The sequence below is a fragment of the Gardnerella sp. c23Ub_4 genome (assembly GCF_055804115.1).
Genome location: NZ_JANUYO010000001.1, coordinates 150555 through 175744, shown reverse-complemented (window position 1 = coordinate 175744; position 25190 = coordinate 150555). Strand labels below are relative to the sequence as shown.

General features: G+C 40.2%; 22 protein-coding genes. 16 read left to right on the top strand and 6 right to left on the bottom strand.

Features of this window, described 5'->3' with window-relative positions; all coding sequences use genetic code 11:
- The first annotated feature begins 32 nt into the window (after positions 1–32).
- The 8 genes from NYP67_RS00805 to NYP67_RS00770 all read left to right on the top strand — a co-directional run bounded on the left by NYP67_RS00805 (position 33) and on the right by NYP67_RS00770 (position 11821).
- Entirely contained in the window at positions 33–3344 is a 3312-nt protein-coding gene (locus tag NYP67_RS00805; protein WP_473411071.1) for a type I restriction endonuclease subunit R, read from the top strand.
- A 320-nt stretch (positions 3345–3664) separates the two neighbouring features.
- Positions 3665–5422 carry an FTR1 family iron permease gene (locus NYP67_RS00800; protein WP_248901417.1) on the top strand — a complete coding sequence of 586 codons (1758 nt, stop codon included), beginning with the start codon at positions 3665–3667 and terminating at the stop codon, positions 5420–5422.
- Positions 5423–5509: 87 nt separating this feature from the next.
- Positions 5510–6142, top strand: a complete 633-nt coding sequence (locus tag NYP67_RS00795) for an iron transporter (RefSeq protein ID WP_473411070.1) — start codon at positions 5510–5512, stop codon at positions 6140–6142.
- A 127-nt stretch (positions 6143–6269) separates the two neighbouring features.
- Positions 6270–7541, top strand: a complete 1272-nt coding sequence (locus NYP67_RS00790; RefSeq protein ID WP_473411069.1) for a Fe-S-containing protein — start codon at positions 6270–6272, stop codon at positions 7539–7541.
- Between the two features lie 12 nt (positions 7542–7553).
- Positions 7554–8954, top strand: coding sequence for an ABC transporter permease (locus NYP67_RS00785; RefSeq protein ID WP_473411068.1), 1401 nt, complete (start codon positions 7554–7556; stop codon positions 8952–8954).
- Positions 8944–10245 (top strand): ABC transporter permease, encoded by a 1302-nt coding sequence (locus tag NYP67_RS00780; protein ID WP_115761474.1) that lies wholly within the window; start codon positions 8944–8946, stop codon positions 10243–10245. Before NYP67_RS00785 ends, NYP67_RS00780 begins: the two co-directional genes overlap by 11 nt.
- Positions 10246–10304: 59 nt before the next feature.
- Positions 10305–11150, top strand: coding sequence for an ABC transporter ATP-binding protein (locus tag NYP67_RS00775; protein ID WP_020759153.1), 846 nt, complete (start codon positions 10305–10307; stop codon positions 11148–11150).
- A 56-nt stretch (positions 11151–11206) separates the two neighbouring features.
- Entirely contained in the window at positions 11207–11821 is a 615-nt protein-coding gene (locus NYP67_RS00770) for an FMN-binding protein (protein WP_018631954.1), read from the top strand.
- 124 nt (positions 11822–11945) lie between these two features.
- Here NYP67_RS00770 and NYP67_RS00765 read toward each other — a convergent pair whose 3' ends face one another.
- Entirely contained in the window at positions 11946–14894 is a 2949-nt protein-coding gene (locus NYP67_RS00765; protein WP_020759152.1) for an InlB B-repeat-containing protein, read from the bottom strand.
- A gap of 25 nt (positions 14895–14919) precedes the next feature.
- Here NYP67_RS00765 and NYP67_RS00760 point away from each other — a divergent pair, with 25 nt between their 5' ends.
- Together NYP67_RS00760 and NYP67_RS00755 are read left to right on the top strand one after the other, a co-directional pair.
- Positions 14920–15099, top strand: coding sequence for a hypothetical protein (locus NYP67_RS00760; RefSeq protein ID WP_032839599.1), 180 nt, complete (start codon positions 14920–14922; stop codon positions 15097–15099).
- Positions 15100–15542: 443 nt separating this feature from the next.
- The gene (locus tag NYP67_RS00755; protein WP_018631957.1) at positions 15543–16313 is read left to right on the top strand and encodes a DUF3800 domain-containing protein; all 771 of its coding nucleotides are present in this window, start codon (positions 15543–15545) and stop codon (positions 16311–16313) included.
- Between the two features lie 128 nt (positions 16314–16441).
- On the opposite strand, the gene NYP67_RS00750 is transcribed toward NYP67_RS00755, so the two are convergent.
- Positions 16442–16678 (bottom strand): hypothetical protein, encoded by a 237-nt coding sequence (locus tag NYP67_RS00750; RefSeq protein ID WP_004133587.1) that lies wholly within the window; start codon positions 16676–16678, stop codon positions 16442–16444.
- A 234-nt stretch (positions 16679–16912) separates the two neighbouring features.
- Here NYP67_RS00750 and NYP67_RS00745 point away from each other — a divergent pair, with 234 nt between their 5' ends.
- Positions 16913–17260, top strand: a complete 348-nt coding sequence (locus NYP67_RS00745) for a hypothetical protein (protein ID WP_473411067.1) — start codon at positions 16913–16915, stop codon at positions 17258–17260.
- 41 nt (positions 17261–17301) lie between these two features.
- Here NYP67_RS00745 and NYP67_RS00740 read toward each other — a convergent pair whose 3' ends face one another.
- Positions 17302–17805, bottom strand: coding sequence for a hypothetical protein (locus NYP67_RS00740; RefSeq protein ID WP_128831973.1), 504 nt, complete (start codon positions 17803–17805; stop codon positions 17302–17304).
- Positions 17806–17998: 193 nt separating this feature from the next.
- On the opposite strand from NYP67_RS00740, the gene NYP67_RS00735 reads away from it, so the two are divergent.
- Together NYP67_RS00735 and NYP67_RS00730 are read left to right on the top strand one after the other, a co-directional pair.
- Positions 17999–18739, top strand: a complete 741-nt coding sequence (locus NYP67_RS00735) for a LuxR C-terminal-related transcriptional regulator (protein WP_473411066.1) — start codon at positions 17999–18001, stop codon at positions 18737–18739.
- Positions 18733–19965, top strand: coding sequence for a histidine kinase (locus NYP67_RS00730; protein ID WP_473411065.1), 1233 nt, complete (start codon positions 18733–18735; stop codon positions 19963–19965). Before NYP67_RS00735 ends, NYP67_RS00730 begins: the two co-directional genes overlap by 7 nt.
- Before the next feature lie 219 nt (positions 19966–20184).
- On the opposite strand, the gene NYP67_RS00725 is transcribed toward NYP67_RS00730, so the two are convergent.
- From NYP67_RS00725 to NYP67_RS00715, 3 genes are read right to left on the bottom strand one after another with little or no spacing between them, the layout of a single operon-like run.
- Positions 20185–21357, bottom strand: a complete 1173-nt coding sequence (locus NYP67_RS00725; protein WP_473411064.1) for a sensor histidine kinase — start codon at positions 21355–21357, stop codon at positions 20185–20187.
- Between the two features lie 34 nt (positions 21358–21391).
- On the bottom strand, positions 21392–22045 hold the full coding sequence (locus NYP67_RS00720; protein ID WP_004131589.1) for a response regulator transcription factor: 654 nt from the start codon (positions 22043–22045) through the stop codon (positions 21392–21394).
- Positions 22046–22079: 34 nt separating this feature from the next.
- A complete protein-coding gene (locus tag NYP67_RS00715) occupies positions 22080–22541 on the bottom strand; it encodes a hypothetical protein (protein WP_415704423.1) in 462 nt (153 codons plus the stop codon).
- Positions 22542–22956: 415 nt separating this feature from the next.
- On the opposite strand from NYP67_RS00715, the gene NYP67_RS00710 reads away from it, so the two are divergent.
- From NYP67_RS00710 to NYP67_RS00700, 3 genes are all read left to right on the top strand, one after another.
- Complete coding sequence (locus NYP67_RS00710; protein ID WP_020758059.1) at positions 22957–24408, top strand: ATP-binding protein; 1452 nt, start codon at positions 22957–22959, stop codon at positions 24406–24408.
- A gap of 284 nt (positions 24409–24692) precedes the next feature.
- Positions 24693–24986 carry a DUF2089 family protein gene (locus tag NYP67_RS00705; protein WP_004133571.1) on the top strand — a complete coding sequence of 98 codons (294 nt, stop codon included), beginning with the start codon at positions 24693–24695 and terminating at the stop codon, positions 24984–24986.
- The gene (locus NYP67_RS00700; protein WP_004131597.1) at positions 24983–25156 is read left to right on the top strand and encodes a hypothetical protein; all 174 of its coding nucleotides are present in this window, start codon (positions 24983–24985) and stop codon (positions 25154–25156) included. Before NYP67_RS00705 ends, NYP67_RS00700 begins: the two co-directional genes overlap by 4 nt.
- Positions 25157–25190 lie beyond the last annotated feature (34 nt).

Sequence of the window (25190 nt, the reverse complement as noted above, 5' to 3'; positions counted from 1 at the left end):
ATTCGAGTGTGAGTAGATAAGAAGGAAGCAAAATGAAAATTGTGTTAGAGAATCAAGATAGCACTGTAATGTCTACGTTTACGCCAAGCGCGCGCAACGATGGCAACTATCAAAGCGAAGCGCAACTCGAAGAAGAGTTCATTAACATTTTGCAATCCCAAGGCTACGAGTATGCTCACATTCACAACGAGAAAGATCTTATAACAAACCTTCGAGTGCAAATCGAAAAGCTCAACGACTACCATTTTTCAAATGACGAGTGGGAAAGATTTTTCAAAGAAAATATTGCAAACAGCACTGACGATATAGTTGATAAAACAGATACTATTCAGCGAGATAACGTTAAAATACTCAAAAAAGATGACGGCACAGATAAGAACATAACTATTATTGACAAAGAAAATATTCACAAGAATATTGTGCAAGTAATCAACCAGTATGCTGTTAACGCAAACGATAATGCAAACGATAATGCAAACGATAATGATGCAAATGGCCCTGCGCGTAGTAATCGTTACGATGTGACTGTTCTAGTAAACGGCTTGCCAATGGTTCACATTGAGCTAAAGCGCAGAGGCGTGCCTATTAGAGAAGCGTTCAATCAGATTAACCGTTATGCTCGCGACTCATTTTGGGCTGGAAGCGGACTATTTGGATACGTGCAAATTTTCGTAATCTCAGACGGCACTGAAACAAAGTATTACTCTAACTCAACTCGCAATAATGCTTACAAAGAGCAGAAAAGTAGAGGATCTAGCAAAAGCACAACAAGTAACAGTTTTGAATTTACAAACTATTGGTCCGATGCTCAAAACACTATAATCTCCGACTTATGCGATTTTGCTAGAACCTTCTTTGCAAAGCACGTAATTCTTAACATTCTTACAAAATATTGCGTTTTTAATGCAGAAGATTGCTTGATGGTTATGCGTCCATACCAGATTACTGCAGCAGAAAACATAGTGAATCGCGTAAAATACATGTTTGCTAATGCGAGCAAAATGCCAGCATCAGAGCGTCAAAAGGGTGGTTATGTTTGGCATACTACTGGATCTGGTAAAACGCTAACTAGTTTCAAAACATCGCAGCTAGTAAAAGCTTTGAAAGACGTAGAAGGCAAGAATCTTGTTGACAAAGTTTTGTTTGTTGTAGACCGTAAAGATCTTGACTATCAAACAATGAGAGAATACGACAGGTTTGAAAAAGGAGCCGCAAATAGTAACACTTCAACATCTGTGCTTACAAAACAGCTAGAAGACAATACGGAAGAATGCAGGCTTATTATAACCACTATTCAAAAGCTTAGTAGGTTTATAAGCAACAACCCAAGTCATGAAATTTACAAAAAGCGCATAGTGTTTATTTTTGACGAATGCCACAGAAGCCAGTTTGGAGGCATGCATGCAGATATTGTAAAACACTTTAAAAATGCTCTGCTTTTTGGGTTTACTGGCACGCCAATTTTTGAAGCGAACGCTGCTGGCTCCGACGCTGCGCATATTTCTACAACCGAGCAAACCTTTGGACCGTGCTTGCACACGTACACAATCATTAACGCGATTAACGATAAAAACGTGTTGCCATTCCGCGTGGAATACGTTGCTACTGTAAAAACGTCGAGCGAGCTGGAAAAAGCAACCGACGAATTGGTTAAAGATATTAATCGACCAGATGTAATTAGGCACCCAGAGCGCGTGCATAATGTTGTTCAATACATTATTGAGCATTTTACTCAAAAAACGTATCGCAACGAGAAAACTTACAAGTACAAGCGCATTCTTAACGTTAAAGAACTTGCTGCAGATAAGCATAATACTTTAGAGGCTAAAAAATCTTCTGAAGAAGTTGACATAAACGGCTTTAATTCAATCTTTGCTGTTGCAGACATTCCTCTTGCAAAAGCGTATTACAACGAGTTCAAAAAGCAGCAGCAAAATCTGCCACCAAGCGAACGCTTAAAAGTAGCAACTATTTTCAGCTATGCAGTAAACGAGGGTGAATCAGATTCTTCGGCGTACGCCAATGGTATGGGTTCTCTTGGAGAAGAAAATTCCGAAAGTACTGCAAATCTAGACGCAAATTCGCAAGAATTCTTGGAAAGCGCAATAAAAGACTATAACGAAATGTTTAATACTGCGTATGATGCGTCAAATAACAAATTCCAAAACTATTACAAAGACGTTTCAATTCGCATGAAAAATAAGGAAATTGACGTTTTGATTGTAGTTAACATGTTTCTAACTGGTTTTGATGCAACAACTTTGAACACGCTTTGGGTAGATAAAAATCTTCGCATGCATGGGCTTATTCAAGCGTTTTCGCGCACAAATCGAATCTTAAATTCCGTTAAAACATTCGGAAACATTGTGTGCTTTAGGGATTTGAGTTATAGAGTTGACGAAGCGGTAGCTCTTTTTGGAGATAAAGATGCGCAAGGTGTTGTGCTTTGCCCTACGTTTGAGCAGATTTTCAACGGTTACGTTGACGCTAAAGGAATTGAGCGTTGTGGATACAGTGATTTAGTAAATGAGCTTATGGAAAAGTATCCGCTGCAAGGATTCAACATTGTTGGAGAAGAGAATCAGAAAAAGTTTATATCGCTTTTTAGCAATATTTTGCGCTTGCGTAACATGCTGAAAGCTTTCGATCAATTCAAAGGCAAAGAGATAATCAAAGAGCGCGATATGCAAGATTACTTGGGGCATTACCAGGATTTGCATGAAGAGTGGAAGCGCAAAGAGCAAAAAGGCGAGATCGCAGACATTACGGATGACGTTGTGTTTGAGATGGAGCTTGTGCGCCACGTAGAAGTAAATATTGACTACATTTTGATGTTAGTAGAACATTACCATAGCAAGCATTGTAAAGATAAAAATGTTCTTGCCTCTATTAGGGTTGCGGTTGACTCTAGCCCGCAGTTGCGTAGTAAAAAGAAGCTTATTGAAGGGTTTATTGCGCAGCTTAACGAGAATGAGCTTGGGAAGCTTGTGGATTCTGAAGGTAACATTACCGTTTACGATTCTAACGGCAACAAGTTGAGCATTGTTGATTGCTGGAGCGAGTATGTTGAGAAAAAGTATAATCATGATTTGGCGCAGCTTGTGCAAAGCGAAGGATTAAACGATGCTTTGACTCGCAAGTTTATGGAGAAATCTTTTAGCGCTGGCGAAGTAAGTGAGCTTGGTACAGACATTAATGATTTAATGCCTAGAATGAGCAGATTTGGCGCTGCGGCTCAAGCGCGCGCTGAGAAGAAAAGTCGCATTGTGGAAAGTATGAGAAACATGTTTAATGAGTTTGTTGGACTTATTGGCTTTTCTCAATACAATTCGCAAAAAGATTGATAATTATCGTTATCAATATCATTTTTGTAATATTTGCGAGTTTTTTGCTCTGAACTATATCAATCTACCTGATATATCGATATTATGTTCATGGGGTTACTTGCGAGGCGACTTCAAACATAACAAAACGGAACAAGTTCTAATAAAACAGAACAACCGCGTGGAAATCGCCAAAAAATTTGAACGATTAAAACTGAAGACTAAAAACTGAAGCTAAAACTTAAAGATAAAAGCTCCAGCAAAACTAAAAAATAGAACGAAAATAAAAGAAGTTGGGTGCGCTCGATGGGGATTAGAGCCAAAGGAGATATGGAGACATTATGCACGCGTGTGCAAAAGCGCGCCAAAAAGCACAGCAAGTGTATGCATTTTTACTTGCGATATGCGTTTTTGTAAGTTGCGCAATAGGGTTTGCTGGTGTTGCTGGAATTGCTGGAATTGCTGAGCTAATCGCGGCTCCAACGCCTGCTTATGCTACAGATGCCAATAAAACATACAACACTTGGTCGGAAGTTGCTTTAGCTATTAAAGATCAGCTAGAACAAGGCAAAAGCGAGTATGCAAACGCAAATATGGCAGGAGCAGCAACCAGGTTTCAAGCTGCATACAACTCTGTTTATGTAGCTTCAAACATGATTACAGTTGTGCGAGATACGATTAGTCAGAATAAAGTTCAATCGCAAAGTGACCAATTCCAACAGTTACAAACGTTGGTATATCAACAAAATCAGGCCGCGCAAATTAGTGAAGTTGTATCTACTCTAGAAGCAGACGTTGCGCAAACCGCAACTCAATTAGACGCAAACGCAAGTCTAGATAAGCCGAATGTTTATGCATCCAAATTGCGCGCTCAAATCGCAAAAGAACGCAAAAAACTCGATGCTGCAAAAAAGAAGAATCTTGGGCGAAACGGCAGAACTTGGGGCCAAGTAGCGCGAGAAATGAACGTTATACTAGATAAATCTGCATCAACATACAAGGCAGCAAGAGGAAACAAGCAAGAAGTTGCCAAAGCTGTTGATTTAGTAAACGAAGCCTACTACCAGTATTACGAAAAGCTCGGCTTTGAGAAGAACGTTATGAACGCAATAAGCGGAAGCCGAGTAAGCACTGTTGAATATCAATTCAAAGAGTGCAGACAAGCTATGAACAATGGCAAATCGTTTGCGCAAACAAAAAAGTTCGTTACAGATCTTAAGTCAATGCTTATTGAAGATGCTGCAAAACTAGACGGCGGAGCGGCGGCTAATGCCAATCCGTTTATGCAATTTATAACAAGCTCCTTTGGTCAGGCTTTTATAATCTTGCTGCGCGAAGGGTTGGAAGCTCTGCTGGTTGTTGCCGCAATAATCGCGTATCTTATTAAATCTGGGCACAAGCACATGGTTAAGTACATTTACATGGGGCTTGTTGCTGGAATTGCGGCGTCGCTTGTTGTTGCTGCGCTTTTTGGATTGTTGTTCAATGGCTCTGGCCCGCAGCAAGAGATTACGGAAGGCGTTGTGGCGCTGTTTGCAATGCTTATGCTGCTGTACACAAGCAATTGGATGATTTCAAGATCTTCTGTGCAAGCTTGGAACGAGTATATTCGCAACCAAACAACGGCAGCTGTTTCTAAAGGCAGCTTGATTTCTCTAGCGTTGCTAAGCTTTCTAGCGGTGTTCCGCGAAGGCGCAGAAACTGTAATCTTCTACCAGGCGATTTTTGCTGTATCAAGCGGAGCTGACTCCATGATTTGGGGCGGATTCGTGGCCGCAGCCGCCGTGCTGGTTGTAATCTTCTTGCTGATTCGCTTTGCATCTGTGCGCATACCGATTCGCCCGTTCTTTGCAGGAACAAGCGCGCTTATGTGCATTTTAGTTGTGATTTTTGCTGGCGGAGGTGTGCATGCGCTTATAGAGGGCGATGCGCTCGCTGGCGCGTATATTCAAGGCTTGCCAACTAACGATTGGCTTGGATTCTATCCGTACGTTGAAACGATTTCGGCGCAAGTCGTAGCTGCAATCGTAGTTGTTGCGCTGCTGTGCGCGAGTTTTGTGCGCGCGCGCAAATCGCAAGCAACCGTTGGTAACAGTTAACGGATAAGTCAAAACTAAAAATCAAAACTAAAAATCAAAACTAAAAATCAAGCAATAATAAACAATAACTAATAGAAAAGGTTAGATATGAAGAATAAAAAGATGATGGCAATTGCAGCCTTAGCGCTCGCAGGAATGCTAACACTCACTGGCTGTGGCGCAAACGGAAACGCAGCAAAGTCTGCGTCAAAGCCACAAGCATCCGAGCAAAAGGCTGACGATAAGGGCGGAGACAAGGGCTTTGAAGAGGTTCCAGTTGGACCTAACCAAGACCAGAACATTGGCCCGCTTACGATTGGTGCTGTGTACTTCCAGCCAGTCGACATGGTTCCAGCAGGCATGGGCTTAAAGGCAAGCGAGGCAAGCTTCCACCTTGAGGCAGATATTCACGCAAACAAGAAAGGTACACAGCTTGGCTACGGTAAGGGCGAGTTTATTCCAGATTTGACTGTGAATTATCAAATTATTGATAAGGCGAGCGGAGACGCTGTTGTAAAGGGTACGTTTATGCAAATGAACGCTTCCGATGGCCCACACTACGGCGCAAATGTTAAGCTCGATAAGGCTGGAAACTACAAGTTGGTGCTTTCTGTTGAATCGCCAGAAAAGAAGGGCTGGATGCTTCACGTAGATCCTGCTACGGGCGTGACTGGCCGATTCTGGACTGAGCCAATTACTGCTACATTCGACGATTGGAAGTACACTCCACGTCAGTGGTAGTTTTGCGCATGAAATGCATTAGTAATGCATAAATAGCGCAAAATAGTGCGAAATAGTGCAAAATGGCGCATAAATAAAAAACAAAAATAGATAACAAATAATCACGTAAACAGCAAAGGAGGGAGACATGCTCAGGCTGTTCGTTACAGTACTTCCGGGGCTGCTCCCTCTTGCGCTGCTTACAATGGGATTAAGCGCAACTCTAAGCGTTGGCGAGGGGCGAGATAAGCCAATCAGTTCTCGCTGGCGACTTTTCGGCTTGGTTTTTGGAACAGTTGCGGCGCTTGTTTTTGCATTTTTGCGCGCAAGCGTGGTGATTAATCAGCGCAATTTTGTGAATCTTCCAGCGCTTTGCATTGCCGTTCCGCTAGATATTGCAACAATCGCTTGTGTTGCTGCATCTGGCAAAACGGTTGCAAAATGGCGCAAAAATCCGCGGCCCTTGCACATAAGCAATGCAATTGGCGCGCTATGCCTAGCGTTTACAGTGTTTTACGCGCTTCCAGACGTGATTTTGCAGCTTACGATTTTCGTTGACTCCAGCACGCCTCCGTTTACTTCCGACATGCTTCTTCGCGCGCTAGGATTTATTCTTGGCGCGGCTGCTGCGGTTTGCATAAGTCTTATGGTTCGTTCTTTGCGCGCAACCGCCAGTAAAGTCGTCTTTAGAATCGCAATTATTCTAAGCATAGTAATCTTGCTAATTCAGCATTTAACGTCTTTGTTGCAAATTATGCAAGGAAGTATTTTGCTGTATATAGACGATTTTTCGTTTAGCATTCTTGTTTGGCTTATAAACAACGCTCCGCTTATGATTATGGCGCAAATTTGCGTGTTTTTGATTCCTGCATTTGCGTCTATTGTGATTGGTTTTAAGACGCCTGTAGTTGGAGAAAATCCTGCACAAATCCGCGCAAAGCGAGCGTTTAAGCGCAAGTCTAGAAGGTCTGCGCTTGCGGCGCTAATGGCTGCAATCGTAGTAATACTTACACTTACTGCTGGCGTGTCTCTTATGAATATTAAGCCAACGCTTACGCCGCCAGAACCGTACGAATTGCATGATGGCGTAGCAACAATCAACTTTGTTCAAATTAGCGATGGCCACTTGCATCGATTCCAATACAAAGCTAAAGATGGCACTGTTATGCGCTTTATAATCATCAAGAAAAATGGTGGAGCGTATGGCGTGGGCTTGGATGCTTGCGAAAATTGCGGAGATGCTGGCTACTACGAAAAAGATGGCAAGATAATATGCCGAAAATGCGATGTTGCTATAAACTTGGCGACTATTGGATTTAAGGGCGGATGCAACCCGATTCCATTCCCGTACAAGGCTGGTGGTGGCAAAATTACCATTCACACAGCCGATTTAGACGTGCTTAGCTCGCACTTTAAGTAGGAGTGCTTGCAAATGTTTATGATTCGAATGGTTGCGCGATCTCTTGCAAGACAGATTAAAAAACGAGTTCTTATAGCGATTGTTGTGTGCTTGAGTGCGTGTGTAAGCGTGGCAATGCTCAGTGTTGTTTACGACGTTGGAGACAAAATTAACGCGGAACTTAGCTCTTACGGATCCAATATTATTGTTCAGCCTAAGTCGAATGCTGTTGTGAACGACCTGTATGCGTCTCGCACAAAGTCAGCTTATAGTAATTCGCAATCTTCGCAATCTTCACAAACTTTGGCTGATGCGGAAAGCGAAGAATCTACTGCTTTTTTGAAGGAATCGGATGCTGCAAAAATCAAAATGATTTTTTGGGCGTTTAACATAACGAATTTTGCGCCAAAACTAACGATTTACGCAAATCTTAAAGCAAATCTTAAAGCAAATTCTTCTGCTGAATCTGCTAATTCTGCTAACTCCACTAATTCTGCTAATTCAGTAGTTCCGATTGTTGGCACGTGGTTTAATCGCAAGCTTGCGCTCGCTTCTGGAGAAACAACAGTTGTTGGCGTGCAAGGAATGCGGTCTTGGTGGAAGATGATTGAAGGCAGATTCCCACGCGATTTTAAGCGCGAAGCCGCTGTTGGCACAAATCTTGCTAAAAGTCATAATATAAAAGTTGGTCAGCGAATAAAACTAACTCGTTCTGGCAGGCAAATCTCACTTAAAATTGTTGGCATCTACGATTCTGGAGATAGCGACAATAATGCGATTTACGCGGATTCTAGCGAAGCTCAAAGCCTTGCAAATAAGCCAAATATGGTTGAGGCGATTGAGGTTAAGGCTTTGACTACGCCAGAAAACGATTTAGCGCGTAAAGCAGCTAAGAATCCAGCGGCTCTTAGCCAAGAAGAGTGGGAGACTTGGTATTGCACGGCTTACCCAAGCTCGATTACTTACCAGATTGAAGAAGTGATTCCAGGAGCCGTTGCAAAGCAAGTGCGGCAAGTTTCGGCTATGCAAGGCAGCGTGCTTAACAAGACGCGCGCTGTGATGGTGCTTATGACGGCGCTTAGCTTGGTTGCGGCGGCTGTTGCGGTTGCAAATCTTATGGCGGCTGCGATTTCGGAGCGCTCGGGGGAGCTTGCGCTGCTCAAGGCGCTGGGTGCGCGCGATGGCGCTGTTGCGCGGCTAATGCTTATGGAAACAGCGGTTATTGCGTGCGTTGGTGCGCTAATTGGCATGATTGCAGGCTTTGGAGTTGCACAAGTGATTGGATTTGGCGTGTTTGGTTCTGCGATTTCGCTTCGACCAATGGTATTTGTGCTGGTGTTTGTTCTTCTTGCGATTACTGTTCTTGCTGCCGCTGGCTCTTCTATTCGCTCTATTTTGCATGTGCGTCCTGCGGAGGTGCTTCATGGGCGTTAAATCTGGTTCGGGTATGACTTCTAATAGCGCAATGTTTGCGACTATGCTCTTTGGCGCGGTTTTTCGCCGAAAGTCGCGTGCGCTTATGGCAGTAGTTGCCACTCTTGTTGGTGCTGCAACGCTATTTTGTTTGGCTGCAATTTGCATTGTTGTTCCTCAACAAATGAGTGACGAAATGCGCGCATATGGAGCGAATATTATTGTGACGCCGCTTGCAGGCGAGTGGAAAAATGGCATTGATCGCGCAATGGTTTTGCACACTAACGACATGGTTCTTGCAAAAGGCGCTATGCGATTCTCTACGTACCGTTACGAAAATGTGCGCATTAATGCGGCTCCGTACGTGCTTGCTGGAGTAGATGTTTCTGCTGTTAAGTCGCTTAATAAGCATTGGAATGTGGACGGCGCTTGGCCTAGCAGTGGAAACGTTATGGTTGGGCGAGATGTGTCTACTGCTATGGGCTTGAAGATTGGTTCGCGCATTGCAATCGCGTATCGCGCTGGCGATAATTCCTCGGATTCGCATAAGCCTGCACAAAAGTCTCAAGGTAAGTCGCAAGGTAATCAAGCAGATAATCAAACAGGTAATCAAACGGAAAAGTCTTCCCAAAATAAGCTTGTTGAAGGCAGAGTTTCCACGGATATTATGGATACTCACGGCACAACTTTCCGCGTTTGCGGCATTCTAGATACGGGAGACGCCGAAGATTCCATGCTTTACGCAACTAACGCGGATTTGCGTGTGCTTACAGGCGTTAAGCGCGGTGCGGACGTGATTGCTTACTCGTCTTCTGCGCCGAACGTAGATGCTGTTGTGCGCAGCATTAACGATATGACTTCTATGCGTGTTCGCGCGCAACAAGTAACCAAAGTTACGGCTGCAGACACTGGCATTATTGCTATGCTTCGCAGCCTATTTTGGATTGTTTCGCTGGTTGTTCTTGCGTTGATGATGGTTGGCGTAAGCACTACGATTTCTTCGATTGTGCAACAGCGCAGAAATGAGATTGGCTTGCGCAAAGCTTTGGGCGCGAGTGCTAAGAGCATTGGCGTTGAATTCACTGCGGAATCTGGGCTTTATGGCTTTATTGGCGGAATCGCAGGTACGGCAGTAGGGTATGGTTTTGCGCGTTTGCTTGCGTCAATGGTGTTTGCGCGAGATTTGAGCGTGAATTGGTGGCTGGTAGCGTTTTCTATTGTGTTTAGCGTTGCAGCGTCTTGCGTTGCCGCGTTGCCGCCTGTTTTGCGCGCGTCAAGAATCGACCCTGCGATTGTGCTTCGAGAAGAATAGTTTAGAGTGATTTTAGAATGATTTTAGAATGTTTAGTTAAGGATTTTTAAGGATTTGATATGGCAGAGAATGTAGAAAATAGGCAGGAAAATACAGATTCCAAGACAGAAATGCTGTTGACTTTGGACCACGTTTCCAAGATTTACGGCTCTCTTCGCGCTGTTGACGATTTGTCGCTTACTGTGCCGCAAGGCGAGTGGCTTTCGATTGTTGGCTCGAGCGGCTCTGGCAAAACTACGCTAATGAACATTATTGGGTGCATGGACTCGCCGTCTAAAGGATCCGTTGCTTTGCAAGGCCGAAAGCTCGAGGATTTGAACGCGGGTCAGCTTGCAGATGTTCGTAAAAACGTAATCGGTCTTGTGTTTCAAAAGTTTTATCTTGTGCCGCATTTAACAGCAGTTGAAAACGTGATGGTTGCGCAATATTATCATTCAGTTGTAGATGAATCGCAAGCAATGGAAGCCTTGGAGCGAGTTGGATTAAAGGATCGCGCTCACCATTTACCAAGCCAGCTTTCTGGCGGTGAGCAGCAGCGCGTGTGCGTTGCGCGTGCTCTTATTAACTGCCCGAAGTTGCTTCTTGCAGATGAGCCGACTGGTAATTTGGACGAAAAAAATGAGCAGATTGTGCTCGACTTGTTTAAGCAGCTTCACTCCCAGGGCACTACGATTATTGTTGTAACGCATGATTCTTTGGTTGCTCAATGCGCGGATCGCGAAATCATGCTTAACCACGGTGTGCTTGTTGGGGAGCGTTGGAATAATGATAGTGCGCGCAAAGAGTACGAGGCGATTGGTGGAAAACCTGCGTTTACGAGCGCTCACGTTGATGAAAGTGTTGCAGAAGCTTTGCAAAATCATGAGCCTACTAAATCGCCTAAATTAGCGAATTTAGATGATTAGTTTTTAGATGATTAGTTGCGTATGGTTTTAATTTAAGATTTAAAGGCGATGATTTTATGGTTTCAGATAATATGTTTCACGATGTTTCACGCTGCAATAATTTGCGTGATGATTTGAAGTCTAAAAAAATTGCAAAAACGGTTGCTGCGATTGCTGTTTTAGCTAGCTCAAGTGCGTTTCTTGCATCTTGCGGTGAGCCGAGTGCTGTTCCAATGAATGATGAGTTTGCTGGTAATTCTGGTCAAAGCGAAAACGATAGTGGCAATGCTTCGAAATCTTACGATTCTGGTGCTCAACAATCGCACGCTTCTGCGCAAAGTGAAGATTCTGGGGACTCTAAAAACCAATCTAAAACCGATACTGGCAACTACAAAGATGGCGATTACAAAATCAAAGCTACGTATGGCCCAGTTGCAGAAGACAGTATTGATGTGAATTTAAGCGTTGCAAGCGGCAATGTGAGTAGTGTTGAAATTACGCCTCACCCGTTTACGCCAATCTCCAAAAAACACATGAGCGCTTTTAGCGAGGCTATTCCAGGTAAAATCGTTGGAAAGCCGTTGAAAGATTTGCATATCTCGGTTGTTGCTGGAGCAAGTTGGACTAGTGATGCCTTCAACAAAGCGCTTGACGTTGCTCGTCAAGAGGCCTCAATTCAATCCGCAAAATAATTTACAGCAACCTTAATTTTTAATATAACCGTGATTATATTGTTGAATATTTGTGTGTATTAATAGGGGTTAGTACTGCAGTTGTTTACAATACTAACCCCTATTTTGTTTATTTTTTATGAAATTATTGCTTATTTATTTTTATGCGCTTTAATTTTGCTATTACTACAGCAAGTCCGAATATTGCAATCGCAGCAAAGGCAGTTAGTAATATTTCGCTTCCTGTTTTTGGAAGTTGGTTATTATCGTGTTTGCGTTTTTCTGCAATTTTATTATTCGGATTTTCTTTTGGTTGTGGCGCAGGGTTTGGTGTTTTTTCTGGCGTCGGCTTATATTTTGGCCATGGTGTTTGTTCTGGGGTTGGTTCTGGAACGGGTGTAGGTTCTGGAACAGGCGTTGGTTCTGGAACAGGCGTTGGTTCAGGAACTGGTGCTGGCGGTGTTGGGGGTGTCGGCGGAGTTGGAGGAGTTGGAGGATTATATTCTACTGTGAGAGAAATATCATTAGCGCCTGCTGCTGCGTCAGAGTTTTTCCCTTCGCTTGTTTGCGAGCCGTTCCAAGTAAAGTCAAATAATTTTGTTGTTCCATTAAATGTTGCAGCTGCGTGGAATGAGCCCGATACGGTTCCAACAATTGTAGCTTTTCCGGAGAAATCTTGGTTTATCTTTATTCCCGGAATAGTGATTTTCATTGCGTCGCCAAGATTTGTTTGTACTGCTGTCTGTAATTCCGCATACGTTTTAATACCAGATTTCAAATTAATAGTAACTGTTACAGTTTTGTCTTTAACTTGCACATCCTGGATAGCAAAAGTATCTGAGAATCCATCGAGCTTAAGCGTATTTTTTGTGATATTTTCAGGCAGCGTTAAACTGTCTGGGATAGTAAATGTAGCCATGAAAGAAGATGTCATATCGCTTAGAGCAATATTGCTATAATCTGTCGCTTTTACTTTGTTAAATTTATTTTCTATCGCTTTCATTTGGTCTTTTACTACTGAAGCTGTGATTGTGCCAGTGAAATCAATAGTTTGTCCTGGTGTAACTTTGTATGCTGTAGTTGCTGTGTTATCGCCAGTTAATAAATCTGCAGGAAGATTAATATTCTCCTGCTGTATGTGTTCAATGCTTGGATCAATCTTCCACTTAAGGTAGAAGGTAAGATCATCGTTCACTTTTGGATCATTGTCAATAGTAGCTTTTTCTGTTCCATCCTTGTCTTTGAACCAGTAGTAGTAATCTGTGCTATACACATAGCCAAAGAGTGAGTTTTCTTTTTTCTCATTTATTAAATGATAATATTTGCGCGTGGCAAGATTCGTATAATTTGCATCTGAATCGGAACTTGCTTTGCCACTAATGCCAGGTGTGTCTATATTGACATTATCATCCAAACTTTTAATAAGATTGATTAGCGTCTTGTTTTCGCTAAATTTTGCTGTTTTCTTAACAACAGCAACATCTCCACCGTGCTCATCTTTTTTAATCTCAAATACTTTTGTATTTTTCTTAAAAATACTGCTATCGGAGAAAGTTCCGCCGTTTGCTGAGAATTTTACTGTAAATTCTTTTTCTTCCCAATTTGCATATAAGTCAATTAAGTTTTTATTCTTCGCTATAGCAATATTGCTACCTGCTTTTACAGTCTTGCCTTTGCCGTTTTTCTCTGTGGTCCAACCTTTGAAGACCATTCCTTCGCGGGCAAATTTTGCATTATTCTTAATAACTTCGTCGAATGAAAGAACTTTGCTGGTGCGTTTTGGGTTAGTTTCACTAACAAGGTATGTTGCATCATCTTGAGCGCAATTATGGTAGCGAACAGCATAAGATGAGGCATCTTTTTCCCATTTTGCATACACTGTTGTGTCGCTTGTTATAGGCATACTTTCAGTAAATTGTTGCTCTTTATTCTCAGCGTTCTTGAAGAACCACCCGAGGAACTTATATCCAGGAGCAATTGGATTTGCTGGTACTTCAGTACTTCCTCCTGCCACTGTTTTTGCAAAGTTTAATGCGTAACCTCGTACGGCAAGGGATTCTTTTGCTTTAGTTGAAGAGTCAGAGAATATAGCTTCTTTAGCTTTTTTAGAATCCTCAGCATTTGTATCATTGAGCTCGAATGTCACTTTTGCTGCTGGAACCCATACGTGCTTTTTGTTATCTTTAGAAGCTTTTTTAACTGAGTATATGTAGGCATTTCCATTTTTGTTAATTGGTTTTATCTCATTTACAGAACTATCAGCAAGAGTAAAGAGACTTAGCCTTTCATTACCGTTTTCTTTACCGTTTACAGGAACAGTGCTTCCCCTGTTGCTGTGATAATCAGGAGCATATGTAACCATGTGCGAGCCTCCAGTAACAACATAGCTATTTCCTGTTCCAGCTCCACCATCTGCATTTTTGATTGCCGGGCTATCTATTAAGCAGTCTTCTCTAAGTTCAATAGATCCGTTTTCCTGAGCTCCAAAAAGCGCTCCACTATTTTTTCCATTGCCTTTGATTGTAGAATCGGAGATAATTACTTTTCCGGTATTTACATTTAAGCCGCCAGTGCCACCATTATTAAATTCAAGAGTAGAGTTGGTAACAGTTAATTTTCCGTTTGATATTCCAACGGAAATGCCTGCTGTAGATCCTGCATTCGCAACAATTCGTGAATTATTGGTAACAGTTGAGTCGCCTTGAATTGTTAAACCAGTTGAGTGCCTCCAACCAATTTTATTAATCACAAACTCCGAATTATCCATGTTTAATTTGTTTACGTAGTATGACATTCCAAAGCCTGCTACAGTAAGTGAAGAATTCTTCAAAGTTAAATCTCTTGCATCAAACCATGTGCGAATTTGTGATTTAACGTTAATAGTAGCGTTTTCGAAAGTAATACCATCAGCATAAAAATCTGTATCACAGTTGTCGTCAGCAGTAATTGTTAATTTATCTTTGCTTGTACCTTTTACTGTTCCCGCAAGGTAGATTCCGTTACTGTCTTTTACTCCGTTATCTTTGAAATTGTATGTGCCGTCCGTAATAAGAGAGCCTTCTTCTGCTGTAAGTGCTACCTTAAACGCAGTCATTTTCAATTCGCCGTCACCGCGAAGTGTGGAACCAGATTTCAGCGTGATTCCATCGTTGGCACTATTCGAGCCTGTTATTGTGGCGCCGGATTTATCGATAGAAAGTGTAATGCCTTGTGGAATTTCTATAGGTGCATTAAGTGAAAAATTGCCTTTAATGTTGATATTTGCAGGTTTTTGTGTGGCTTTTTCAAGAGCTTTTTGAATAGTTTTTAATGGCTTACTTTCAGATCCATCGTTTGTGTCTGATCCGTTTGTGCCATCTACAACAAGTTGTGTTTTTGGAGCTGGGTTAGTTACGGTTACTTCTGTTGATGGGGGGGGGTAACAGCTAATGCACTTATTGGATATACAGAAAGTAGCGACATTGCTGCAATGATAGTTGAAGCAGTAAGTATGCGCATGCCTTTATATTTATTATTTCTTCTCATTGTTAGCTCCATATTATCTGCTGAAGTTTGGCATTAGTTAATGCATCGTATTAGTACAATCTCTACACTATACCCGTAGAAGGTAAAAGTATACTCGTATTTGTATTAAACACGATAGTTTGTGAATATTTGCAAATGCTCTAATTAATAGTGCAATATCATCTGTGCTGTGTGTTTATAGCAGCAAAATGTTGAATATTTCATATAAAATATTCCCATGCAAATTCTTTTTTTGGACGAGAGTGGAACTGCACCTAAATGTGATGCTGTAGAGCAAAATCCTTATTTTGTTTTGGGTGGATTAGTTATTCCTGAATCGAAATGGAAATCATTACAAAGTAATCTGCACGGATTAAAAAAGAAATATGGGATTGAAGGGGAAGTTAAGTGGCGTTATTTTATTAATCATCCATTAAGCAACAAGACCACGCCTCTTTCTAATTTAAGTGTTAATGAATTGAATGAATTGCGTGAGGATCTGTTTAAACTGATTTCGGAAAATGAAAATTTTAAAATTATTGCTGCTGTAGTGAACACTAAGGAGTATTACGATAAATATAAAGATGACAATGCTGAAAATATGTATCACACTGCATTTGAAAAAATATGTGAACGTTTTCAGTATTATCTTCAAGATTTAAGTAAAAATGCTGGTACAAAAGTTTATGGAATGATAGTTATTGATGCTCGTAATAGTAAGCAAAATAAGCAACTTGATGATTTCCATTTTGATTTACTTAATAATCATGACTCACATCGAGCTGATTATAACAATCTAATTGAAGGATTATTTATAGCAGCTTCGCATCACAGTGTAGGTGTGCAGTTTGCAGATTTAGTTGCAGGAGCAGTTTATAGAAAATGTTCTAAAGGAGATTCAACTTTTTATAATATGATAAGAAATAACGTTCGTAGAAATAGTCAAGGTAAAGCGGAAGGATTTGGAGTAGTAGCTGTACCTAGTGGTAGCCGTATTATTGAAAAGTGAAATAATAAAAATAGACGCCGTGTTGAAGATTAACCTCAAACCTGCAATATGGCGCAGTCACGACGTGTGTAAATTATATCATAAATTGCTTATTGTTCGCAATAATGCGTTTTGGTACTACAGTCACCTTAATCTTTGACTTCAAAAATAGTGCCTTCGTTGCGAATCATCGTTGCGGGCGTGGCGGCGGTTGTTGCAATAAATGGAATAATAGCATTACTGTATTCGTGCATGAACTGTGCAAAATCATGATCCCAAGAAATAAGCGCAACGTACAAAATAAGGAATTCGAATGCTGTAAATATTGCCCACTTAAGAATCCAAATAAGCGTTTCTTTAATAAGTTTTATATAGTACTTGCTCATGAGTTGTTTCCCTTCCAATTTGCTGTTTTGTTCGTGAGTATTGTAGCTAATTCATGTGCATTGCTTCTCGTTCGTATGTATTTTGTATTTCTAGTATAAATGCCGCAAGTCTTAGAGCAACATTATGTACTAAGAACTTAGTACTCAAGATTGCACGGAAAATGTTTGTAATTAGACTTAAAGCAACGCACAAATATGTTGCGCAAATACGTTACAAATAAAGGAGATACAAACATGAGTAGCGCAAATATGGGTAGTGTAAGCATGAGTGATTTTGGCATAAACTCTTGGCAGCCAGAAGATAACGTAAACAAAATAGGAAACGTTAGTGAAAATAGCATTAATCAAATTCAAAAGCAGGAAGATAACTTTGCGGAAAATAGTAGCGAAGAGCTTTCACAAGATGAAATTGATGAATTAGCTAAGCAATTAGAAGAATTCTTTACAAAATATATTGTGCTAGAAAATGGCTCTTTTGTTGTAAAAGAGGATGCTATTATTGCAGACGGCTATGGCGATTACATAGAATATTTTCGCAATGCTGCAAAAGGATTAAATCTTTCAATGGAAGATCAACAATAAGCTTAGATCCTTAAAAGCTTAAATCCTTAAAGTCTAAATCCTTAAAAATCGCTTTCATCAATAGGGTGACCTTGTGGGCGCTTTATTACTCGCCACAGAATCACCAATGTTACAACGCCATTTGCAATTCCATAGTAATAAATCCAAGGAACGTGAATAAGCCCACAAATAAAGCATGTAATAATATTTGTTAAATTATTTAGATAATTGCTACGTATTTGCTTATTTTGTGATTCGACTTTTTTGCGCTCTTGCTCAAGAGTAATTATGTAATCTTTGTTGCTTTCTATATTCTCAACATCATTACTTGTTCTGTTAGCGCCTGCGCCATCAATCTTAGATATATTATTTTCTATATACGCATTTTTTTCTTTAATAACGCTTTTACGCAAGAAAAAATATGCATAAGAATACAATGCAACAGAAAGAAGTCCTGGTACAAGCCACAAAACGAAGAAGCCAAAGCTACGCATAAAAGCAGCTGTTGAGGCAAGCGCCACCGCAGCTACTTCTGCGGAGTGCAATACTACTAGTCGTTTTGTCATATAATCCTGCTGCAATCATTATTGAAAATGAATTTTCAACGCAACCAAAAGTCACATATTGTTACTTATTATAACCAAGTTTGACTTACATGCATTACTTGTAATCATTTATTACTACACAATTTGCCCTACTTTGCGCGCGTTTATAAAGTAGAATATAAGAAAAGTAGCGTGTGATTGCAAGAAAGCCATTATGCCAAAAACGTATGCAATAGTAGATAACGACCCATTAGTTTTAGCGGTTATGCGAAACGTGCTCAGCAAGCTTTTGCCAAGCGAGTACGTGTGCAAATGGTGCGTAAAATCAGGCGTGCAAGCTTTGAAATATTGCCAAGTAGCAAAAACTACTCCAGATTATATTCTGATAGATATGTCAATGAAAGACATGTCTGGAGTAGAGGTAATACGCGCAATACGTGAGAAAAACAATAATATTGTTTTAATTGGCATGACTTCTTACGATTGTAGATCCTACGCTTCGATGGTTTCGCAAGTTGGCGGGCAAGCGATGGTTGCTAAAGACAATTTCAAAGGGCTAGCAGAAGCTTTGCAATATTGCGATAAGCAGAATGTGTATGGCTGCCGTTGCGTTAAAGATGTTGTTTACGATTTTGCTACACCGCAAGAATCTTTTATTAGGCTTTCTAAATCAAGCTCACGCAGCGTTTTGCCTCCTCAAGAATTAAAAATCATGGATTTGCTCGCTAAAGGCTACACGACGAATCAGATTGCGGCTCAACTTGGTCTTATGCCAAACACTATTAACACGCATATTCATAGAATTTACAAAAAGTTGCATGTTTCTAACCGAGTGCAAGCAATATCCGCGTTTGCTGCAATGCAAAATCGTGAGCAAAATAGCAATATGCAATATTTTAATGATTCGCCGCAGAATCATCCGAATTTTTTGCAAGAAACGGATAATGCATGTTAATGAAAACATTTTCGCGCGTTATTGAGTTGGTTAAAAGCTGGAAAATTCAGCGAACTTTATTCATAATATTGGCGATTCTTGTAGTGTCAATGGATGTGCAATCTTGTAATACGGCTGGTCTGTGGCATAATCCGCAGCAATCTGTGTGCCAATACGTTTGGATGTTTGCAATATTTCTTTTGATTGCTTTTTCGCGTCAAATATCCCTCGTAACTCCGATTTTGTATTGCGTAACGCTGGCAGTACCAGGCGTAAATGCAACTTGCTTTCTTTTTTCATTGATCGCTAGTATGTTTGTTGCAGGCTTTTACGATTCGTGGAAGTATTTGCTTTGTGCGTACATAGTTTCGCTGAATATTATGTACTTTGCAAAAATGGCTTACATTCCGCTTACTTTCCCTTGTTTTATTCTTATTTCCATGATTTGCGGTTACGCTTTGCGCAAGTATTTGAACATGTTGGAAGAAAATAATCGCGCAAAAATGGATATTGTGCGCAGTGAGTTCCAGTCTTATATTGCGTCTGTTGCATTGCAATTGCATGACGATGTGAACAATGAGATTACGGATATTACATTGCTTGCGACGGATGCTTTGTATGCAGAGAGCGGTGAGCATACAAAAGAGTCGTTAGAGCAGATTGTTGAGCATTCTCGTAATGCGCTTTCTAAAACGCGACTTGTTATTAATCTTCTTGAGCAAGCTGAGCATAAGTATGATGATTCTTTAGATTCGAATATTGCTAGTATTGCTAGCACGCAGTTCGTTTATGGTTCTAATGGTAATAATTGCATGACTTTGGCTGATTTTTTATGCAATATTCGCGCACGATTGCAATCTGAGCGTAAGATTTGCGAGCAGCTTGGGTATTATGGCTCGATAACAGTTAATGATGAAAGTTCATTAAGTAACGATTTTGCTGCATCTGCAACTGTTAGTACTGAAAAGGCTCAATGTGCTATTCGCATGTGCAGTGAGTTGCTTACTAATATTCGCAAGCATTGCAATACTAGCGTTGATTTTTCTATGAACGTTACTGTTGATGAGCGCGAATGCAGAATAATGTGTATGAATTCGATTTCGACGTTGAATAAGTTTGGCGAAAGACTTGTTTTTGGCAAAGGGCTACTATTCCACAAAAAATCTGTGGAACGTTTAGGTGGATCTTTAAGCGCGCAAAAAGATGACGACACTTGGCTGGTCAATGTTGTTATTCCGCTAAACTAGCATCACTCAAATCATGCGTTATCGTGGCAGTTTTTGCTAGATTTGCAATTTTTGCCACGATAACGTGTATAACATAGCAACGAAACAGCATTCTGCATTGCAAATTAACCGCCTACTTGCATCTGCCATGCAGCAGACACGTCCAAATACTCGGTTGAAATATGTCCAAATACTCGATTAACGCGCAAGAGAAAGCACAATAAGTATCTTGCACAATGGCTATTTCTCTACATGAAGCGGAACGTGTACATTAATAATCCACGAATCGCCATCTTCAATAACTTTAAAAGTTCCGCCAACGCGTTCCGCAAGCATCTTATGAAAACGCAGTCCATATCCTAATTGCAAGTTAGCAAGAATACCGCGTTGCGCACTATTTATACACGTAATGTGACATTCATTGTCATTAAGCATTACATTCATAGCGTATTCTTTAGGCTTTGCAGCATGCTTTTTTACGTTTGCAAGTAGTTCTCGGCAAATATATTCAATTTGAGCACATTCTTCAAAAGGCAAACGCATTGACCGAGAATCTTCAGCAGTTAAATCACTACTCAAGTCAATGGAACCAATATAGCCAAGCTTTTCAAATGACTTTTGTTCACAGTCAAATAGAGCGCGTAAGCCTGTGCAAAAATCTTTATAACATGTAGTCGATTGCATAACATCGCTAGTGCTTGCAGTTGTAGCATTGTCAAGAAGAGAAATGATATTGCGTGCTTTATAAATAGTTGTAGTAGCACGTTGAAGAATCTCTCGCGAATTTTCATGCTCTTGGTCATGAGTCGTTTGAGGTTCAATAGATTGTTGAGCCATCATCATAATGCTGGAAAGTTCATTAGTTACTTCATCGTGCATGCGAATTGCGGCAATAGTGGCATATTTTTGAAAAACGTTGTAACGCTGTGCAAATAACTGTTCCTGCTGTTGGTGAATAGTAGAAATATAGTATTTTACGATTGCGCTAGAAATAAGAACGATAAGAAGCCACCACGCTAACACATGAGCGTTTTGAAAATCGCAGATAATAAAGAACCATGAAGATACTCCGCAAGAAGAAAGCACAGTGTACCAAGGCTGAGTGATTACAGCAATTGCCAAACAGATCAATATGGTAAGCATCATAGATGAGTAGTTGATATTTGGCGCAATAATTACCAACGGCATCCAAATGAGCACAATAAAAGATGCTTTACGAGGCCATATTGCAATGCACAAGCATATTACAATCCATACTATTTCAACTGTAATTGCATGCCAATTAGAATAGTAATGAAGATTATTATAAGAACAAATTTCAAGAATCAAAGTACAACTTATGATTACACCAATTCCAATTTTCTGCCAGGCATCATGCGGCAAAAAATTGATCATACGCGTTAATAATTTCATAACTACCTACTTTTACACGTTAATTTCTTACACGTTATATGTCATGCGAATACTTTGCGAGCGCAGCAAGCGCCTGCATTCGACTTCGGACTTGAAGTTTTCCATAAATACGCCGTAAATGCGTGTTTACTGTTGAAACTTTCACATTAAGCTGATCTGCAATCTCTTTCGTAGAATACCCCTGTTTGCATAAGCGCATAATTTCCGATTCTTGAGGAGACAAAACTGAAGTCTTCGGAAGTTGAGAAATCATATTGAATGATTCTTGCGGAGTGTGAAAATAGTCAATATATTGTGGCAATTCTGGACAACCGTAGCTTGTTGCGCGCGATTGGATGGCTGCAACTACGTCTGCTAAATTATCTTTATGCACTAGCGCTTGACCACCCGACTTAGCAACTTGCAATACGTATTCATCTAGCATGTAGGAAGTAATGCCAATTAAAACAATATTGCTATTGCGCTCGCGAATTGCTTTAATTACATCAACACCACTCATTTCTCTCATTGACATATCTACTAAAAGTACGTCAGGAGTATTTTCTGTAACGCAACGATGAATAGCTTGTTTTGCAGAAGAACACATCCATGCACAAACAAAGTTTTCAGGCAAACGACTTTTCAGAAGAAGTTGCATATATCGCAATACAAGCGTGTCATTATCAACAATTGCGTAAGTAGTGTTCATACAATATATTGTATCTTGTTTTGGAATCCACTTATCAAGAGATGTGCGATTGTATTGTTTTTCTCAAATTATCAAGATTGTACACATTAAAGTGCCATACGCTAGCACTTTCCGTTGGCACACTCCATTCTTCGGTTTTACCATTCGCAGTAAAACGAATTATTTGAGTTGTTGGCTTACTTATAACTTCAAAATTAGTGAGTTGATTCCACGCAATACGACGAAGATACTTATCGTCTAATTTAGCTAGATTACCCGAGCCTAAAATGACATTCGGATTAACAACAATAAACTCATTATTAGTGGCAGCAATAATACGCGCAGCAACGCCTTGCTCTACATAGAATAATTTAGGTAACAAAAATAGTTTGATTAAATCTTTCCACCAAGGGTCGTATTTCATTGTAAATACATACGTCTTATCAACTGAAAGATTATGCGCTTTAAAGTACTTAACAATATCATCTTCTCTTATACCGCGCAAAGGATTAGTCATAATAAGCACCTCCTTGTGATTCTTGTTTTGTAAATTACCAACATACTAACGTGCAGATTTTATCTACACAAATAGGCGTACCTATTTTTAACGATAGTGCTTTTAGAAAACTTTTAAAAAACTTTTACTATTAGCAGTTTGTATGTTCCTAACAATCAACATTTAAGAATATTTCCGTTTTGGAACTATTTTTAAATATCCGCGTACTTACCGAGTTATCGTGGCAGTTTTTGCTAATTTTGCAATTTTTGCCATGATAACGTGTGATTGCGTTGAGCATATTGAAAAATAATATAATTTAGATTATTATAATTACGATTATAATAATCGCGATTATATTAGCTAGAGTGCAGATTCAGCAGCCATAAGATGCGCTGAAAAATATTGCAATTATTGGCGTAACGGCAGGTGGAATATGGTTTTTGTTGGTAGACAAGACGAGTTACGAGTACTTGAAAAACTGTATGAAAACAGCAATCGCTCGTTCCAGATGGCAATAGTTTATGGTCGAAGACGAATAGGAAAAACTTCGCTTATTTCACAATTTTGTAAAAATAAGCGCGCAATACTTTTTACTGCTCGCGAGCAAACTAATATCGAGAATTTGCGTGATTTCTCGCGCACTGTGTACGACTTCTTCAATCTTCCATCAACTACAGGATCGTTTAATAATTGGAACGACGCTCTCGATTTTGTTGCGCAACAATCTAACGCCGTAGACCAGAATGCTCCTAAATCTCCACTTATTCTAGTTTTCGACGAATTTCCGTACGCAGCTCAAGCAGATAAATCCTTAGCGTCAACATTCCAAGTCGCAATAGATCATAAATTTAAAAACGCGAACATGACTCTTATTTTGTGCGGCAGTAACGAAGGATTCATGGAAAGTGAAGTGCTTGGCAAAAAGAGTCCGCTTTATGGAAGACGTACCGCACAGATTCGCTTGCAACCATTTAATCTTTTTGAAGCATCTGAGCTTATGCCAAATAATGCTACTTGGGAAGATAAAATCAACTATTTTGCATCCCTTGGAGGAACACCATACTATATAGAGCAGTTAGATAATAAGTCTTCGTTTGCGGAAAATCTTGAGCAATTATGCTTTAACATTTCGGGAATTTTGTACGCTGAACCAGACATGCTCATGCGCCAGGAATTGCGCGATCCTTCAACATACAATAGTGTGCTAAATGCTCTTGCTACAGGATGCAATACTCCGACTTTAATATCGGATCGCATTGGATTGCCAGCTACATCAGTGAACGTGTATTTGAAAACACTAGAAGGACTTGGATTAATTGAAAGAAATATTCCATTTGGCATGAATCCACTTCATTGCAAAAAAGGATTATGGCAGATTTGTGACCCATTCTTTGCGTATTGGTATAGGTTTGTAGCGCCTAATAAAGGATTGATCGAACGCGGACTTTCACACGCTGCCGCAAGTAGTGTTCTTGGTGGCGAGCATGAAGTGTTTAGTACTTTTGTAGGTCAACAGTTTGAGAAAATGTGCGAACAGTGGATTGTGCACCAATGCAAAGTTGGCGGAATGGACTTTTTGCCAACTAAGTTAGGTAAATGGTGGGGTGCGGATCCTATTGCTCGTGAGCAAACCGATATTGATATTGTTGCAGAAGACGATATTAACAAGCAGCTTCTTATTGCGGAATGTAAGTGGCGTAATAATCTTAACGAAGCTGAAGCAGTTAGCAAGTTGTTACAGCGCGCAACTTTAGTTGAGAATGCAAAAAATAGCGATTATAAGAAAATATTTATGCTGTTTACAAAGTATCCAACTTCTTACAATCCTCGTCATGCTAAAACAAGCATCAACTTTGTTGACGCACAAACAATGTTTTTTAACTGATTGAGCGACAATAGTTACGACCATATCGCGCAGCCATAATCACACGTTATCGTGGCAGATTTTGCTAATTTTGCAATTTTTGCCACGATAACTTCATCTTCTCATATGTTACGTAAATATATATCTTTATTATTTTTGCGACAAAGCGACAATTCTGGCGACATAAAAATGTCGCTTTGCGTCATATCTCTTATGTTTATTCTTGACAAACTCATACAACAACTTTAATATTTTTAATAAAAGTTTAATTTAATTAAAGTTTATAGTCTGAAGAAAGGGGTGATATGGATCATATTCCAAAATGGATTGCTAATCTCACAGACGAAGATATGTCGTTTATAAAGAACTTTGTATTATCGTCTGGATCGTTAAAAGAAATGTCGCAAATGTATCAAGTCTCTTACCCAACGATGAGAATCAGGCTTAACAGGCTCATTGAAAAACTGCGCATAAGTGACAATGAACCAGAAGACCCGTTCGTTCTTTTAGTAAAGAGTCTTGCTATTGACGATAAATACGATGTTGACACAGCTCGAACACTCATAAACGAATATAGAAAAAGAAAGGATGAATCATGAGCTATGCATTATTTGGTCCGATAATCGACATTCTTATTGCACTTGCTATATGTGCTTTAGTGTTCTTTATTGCAAGAAGTCTTATTCGCTATGCGCATTCTCTTAAGAAAAACGATAAGTCATCTAAGCAGTCTGCAGAAGATAAAAGAATTGCGTTACAGGACTTATAAAACACAAAAAATCACGCGTTATCGTGACAGAAAT

Coding starts and splice junctions, on each gene's coding strand:
- NYP67_RS00710 (WP_020758059.1), top strand. CDS start 22,957: ATGGTTTTTGTTGGTAGACAAGACGAGTTACGAGTACTTGAAAAACTG.
- NYP67_RS00800 (WP_248901417.1), top strand. CDS start 3,665: ATGCACGCGTGTGCAAAAGCGCGCCAAAAAGCACAGCAAGTGTATGCA.
- NYP67_RS00795 (WP_473411070.1), top strand. CDS start 5,510: ATGAAGAATAAAAAGATGATGGCAATTGCAGCCTTAGCGCTCGCAGGA.
- NYP67_RS00715 (WP_415704423.1), bottom strand. CDS start 22,541: ATGACTAATCCTTTGCGCGGTATAAGAGAAGATGATATTGTTAAGTAC.
- NYP67_RS00740 (WP_128831973.1), bottom strand. CDS start 17,805: ATGACAAAACGACTAGTAGTATTGCACTCCGCAGAAGTAGCTGCGGTG.
- NYP67_RS00745 (WP_473411067.1), top strand. CDS start 16,913: ATGAGTAGCGCAAATATGGGTAGTGTAAGCATGAGTGATTTTGGCATA.
- NYP67_RS00730 (WP_473411065.1), top strand. CDS start 18,733: ATGTTAATGAAAACATTTTCGCGCGTTATTGAGTTGGTTAAAAGCTGG.
- NYP67_RS00750 (WP_004133587.1), bottom strand. CDS start 16,678: ATGAGCAAGTACTATATAAAACTTATTAAAGAAACGCTTATTTGGATT.
- NYP67_RS00735 (WP_473411066.1), top strand. CDS start 17,999: ATGCCAAAAACGTATGCAATAGTAGATAACGACCCATTAGTTTTAGCG.
- NYP67_RS00765 (WP_020759152.1), bottom strand. CDS start 14,894: ATGACTGCGTTTAAGGTAGCACTTACAGCAGAAGAAGGCTCTCTTATT.
- NYP67_RS00770 (WP_018631954.1), top strand. CDS start 11,207: ATGGTTTCAGATAATATGTTTCACGATGTTTCACGCTGCAATAATTTG.
- NYP67_RS00720 (WP_004131589.1), bottom strand. CDS start 22,045: ATGAACACTACTTACGCAATTGTTGATAATGACACGCTTGTATTGCGA.
- NYP67_RS00805 (WP_473411071.1), top strand. CDS start 33: ATGAAAATTGTGTTAGAGAATCAAGATAGCACTGTAATGTCTACGTTT.
- NYP67_RS00785 (WP_473411068.1), top strand. CDS start 7,554: ATGTTTATGATTCGAATGGTTGCGCGATCTCTTGCAAGACAGATTAAA.
- NYP67_RS00755 (WP_018631957.1), top strand. CDS start 15,543: ATGCAAATTCTTTTTTTGGACGAGAGTGGAACTGCACCTAAATGTGAT.
- NYP67_RS00705 (WP_004133571.1), top strand. CDS start 24,693: ATGGATCATATTCCAAAATGGATTGCTAATCTCACAGACGAAGATATG.
- NYP67_RS00725 (WP_473411064.1), bottom strand. CDS start 21,357: ATGAAATTATTAACGCGTATGATCAATTTTTTGCCGCATGATGCCTGG.
- NYP67_RS00790 (WP_473411069.1), top strand. CDS start 6,270: ATGCTCAGGCTGTTCGTTACAGTACTTCCGGGGCTGCTCCCTCTTGCG.
- NYP67_RS00775 (WP_020759153.1), top strand. CDS start 10,305: ATGGCAGAGAATGTAGAAAATAGGCAGGAAAATACAGATTCCAAGACA.
- NYP67_RS00780 (WP_115761474.1), top strand. CDS start 8,944: ATGGGCGTTAAATCTGGTTCGGGTATGACTTCTAATAGCGCAATGTTT.
- NYP67_RS00700 (WP_004131597.1), top strand. CDS start 24,983: ATGAGCTATGCATTATTTGGTCCGATAATCGACATTCTTATTGCACTT.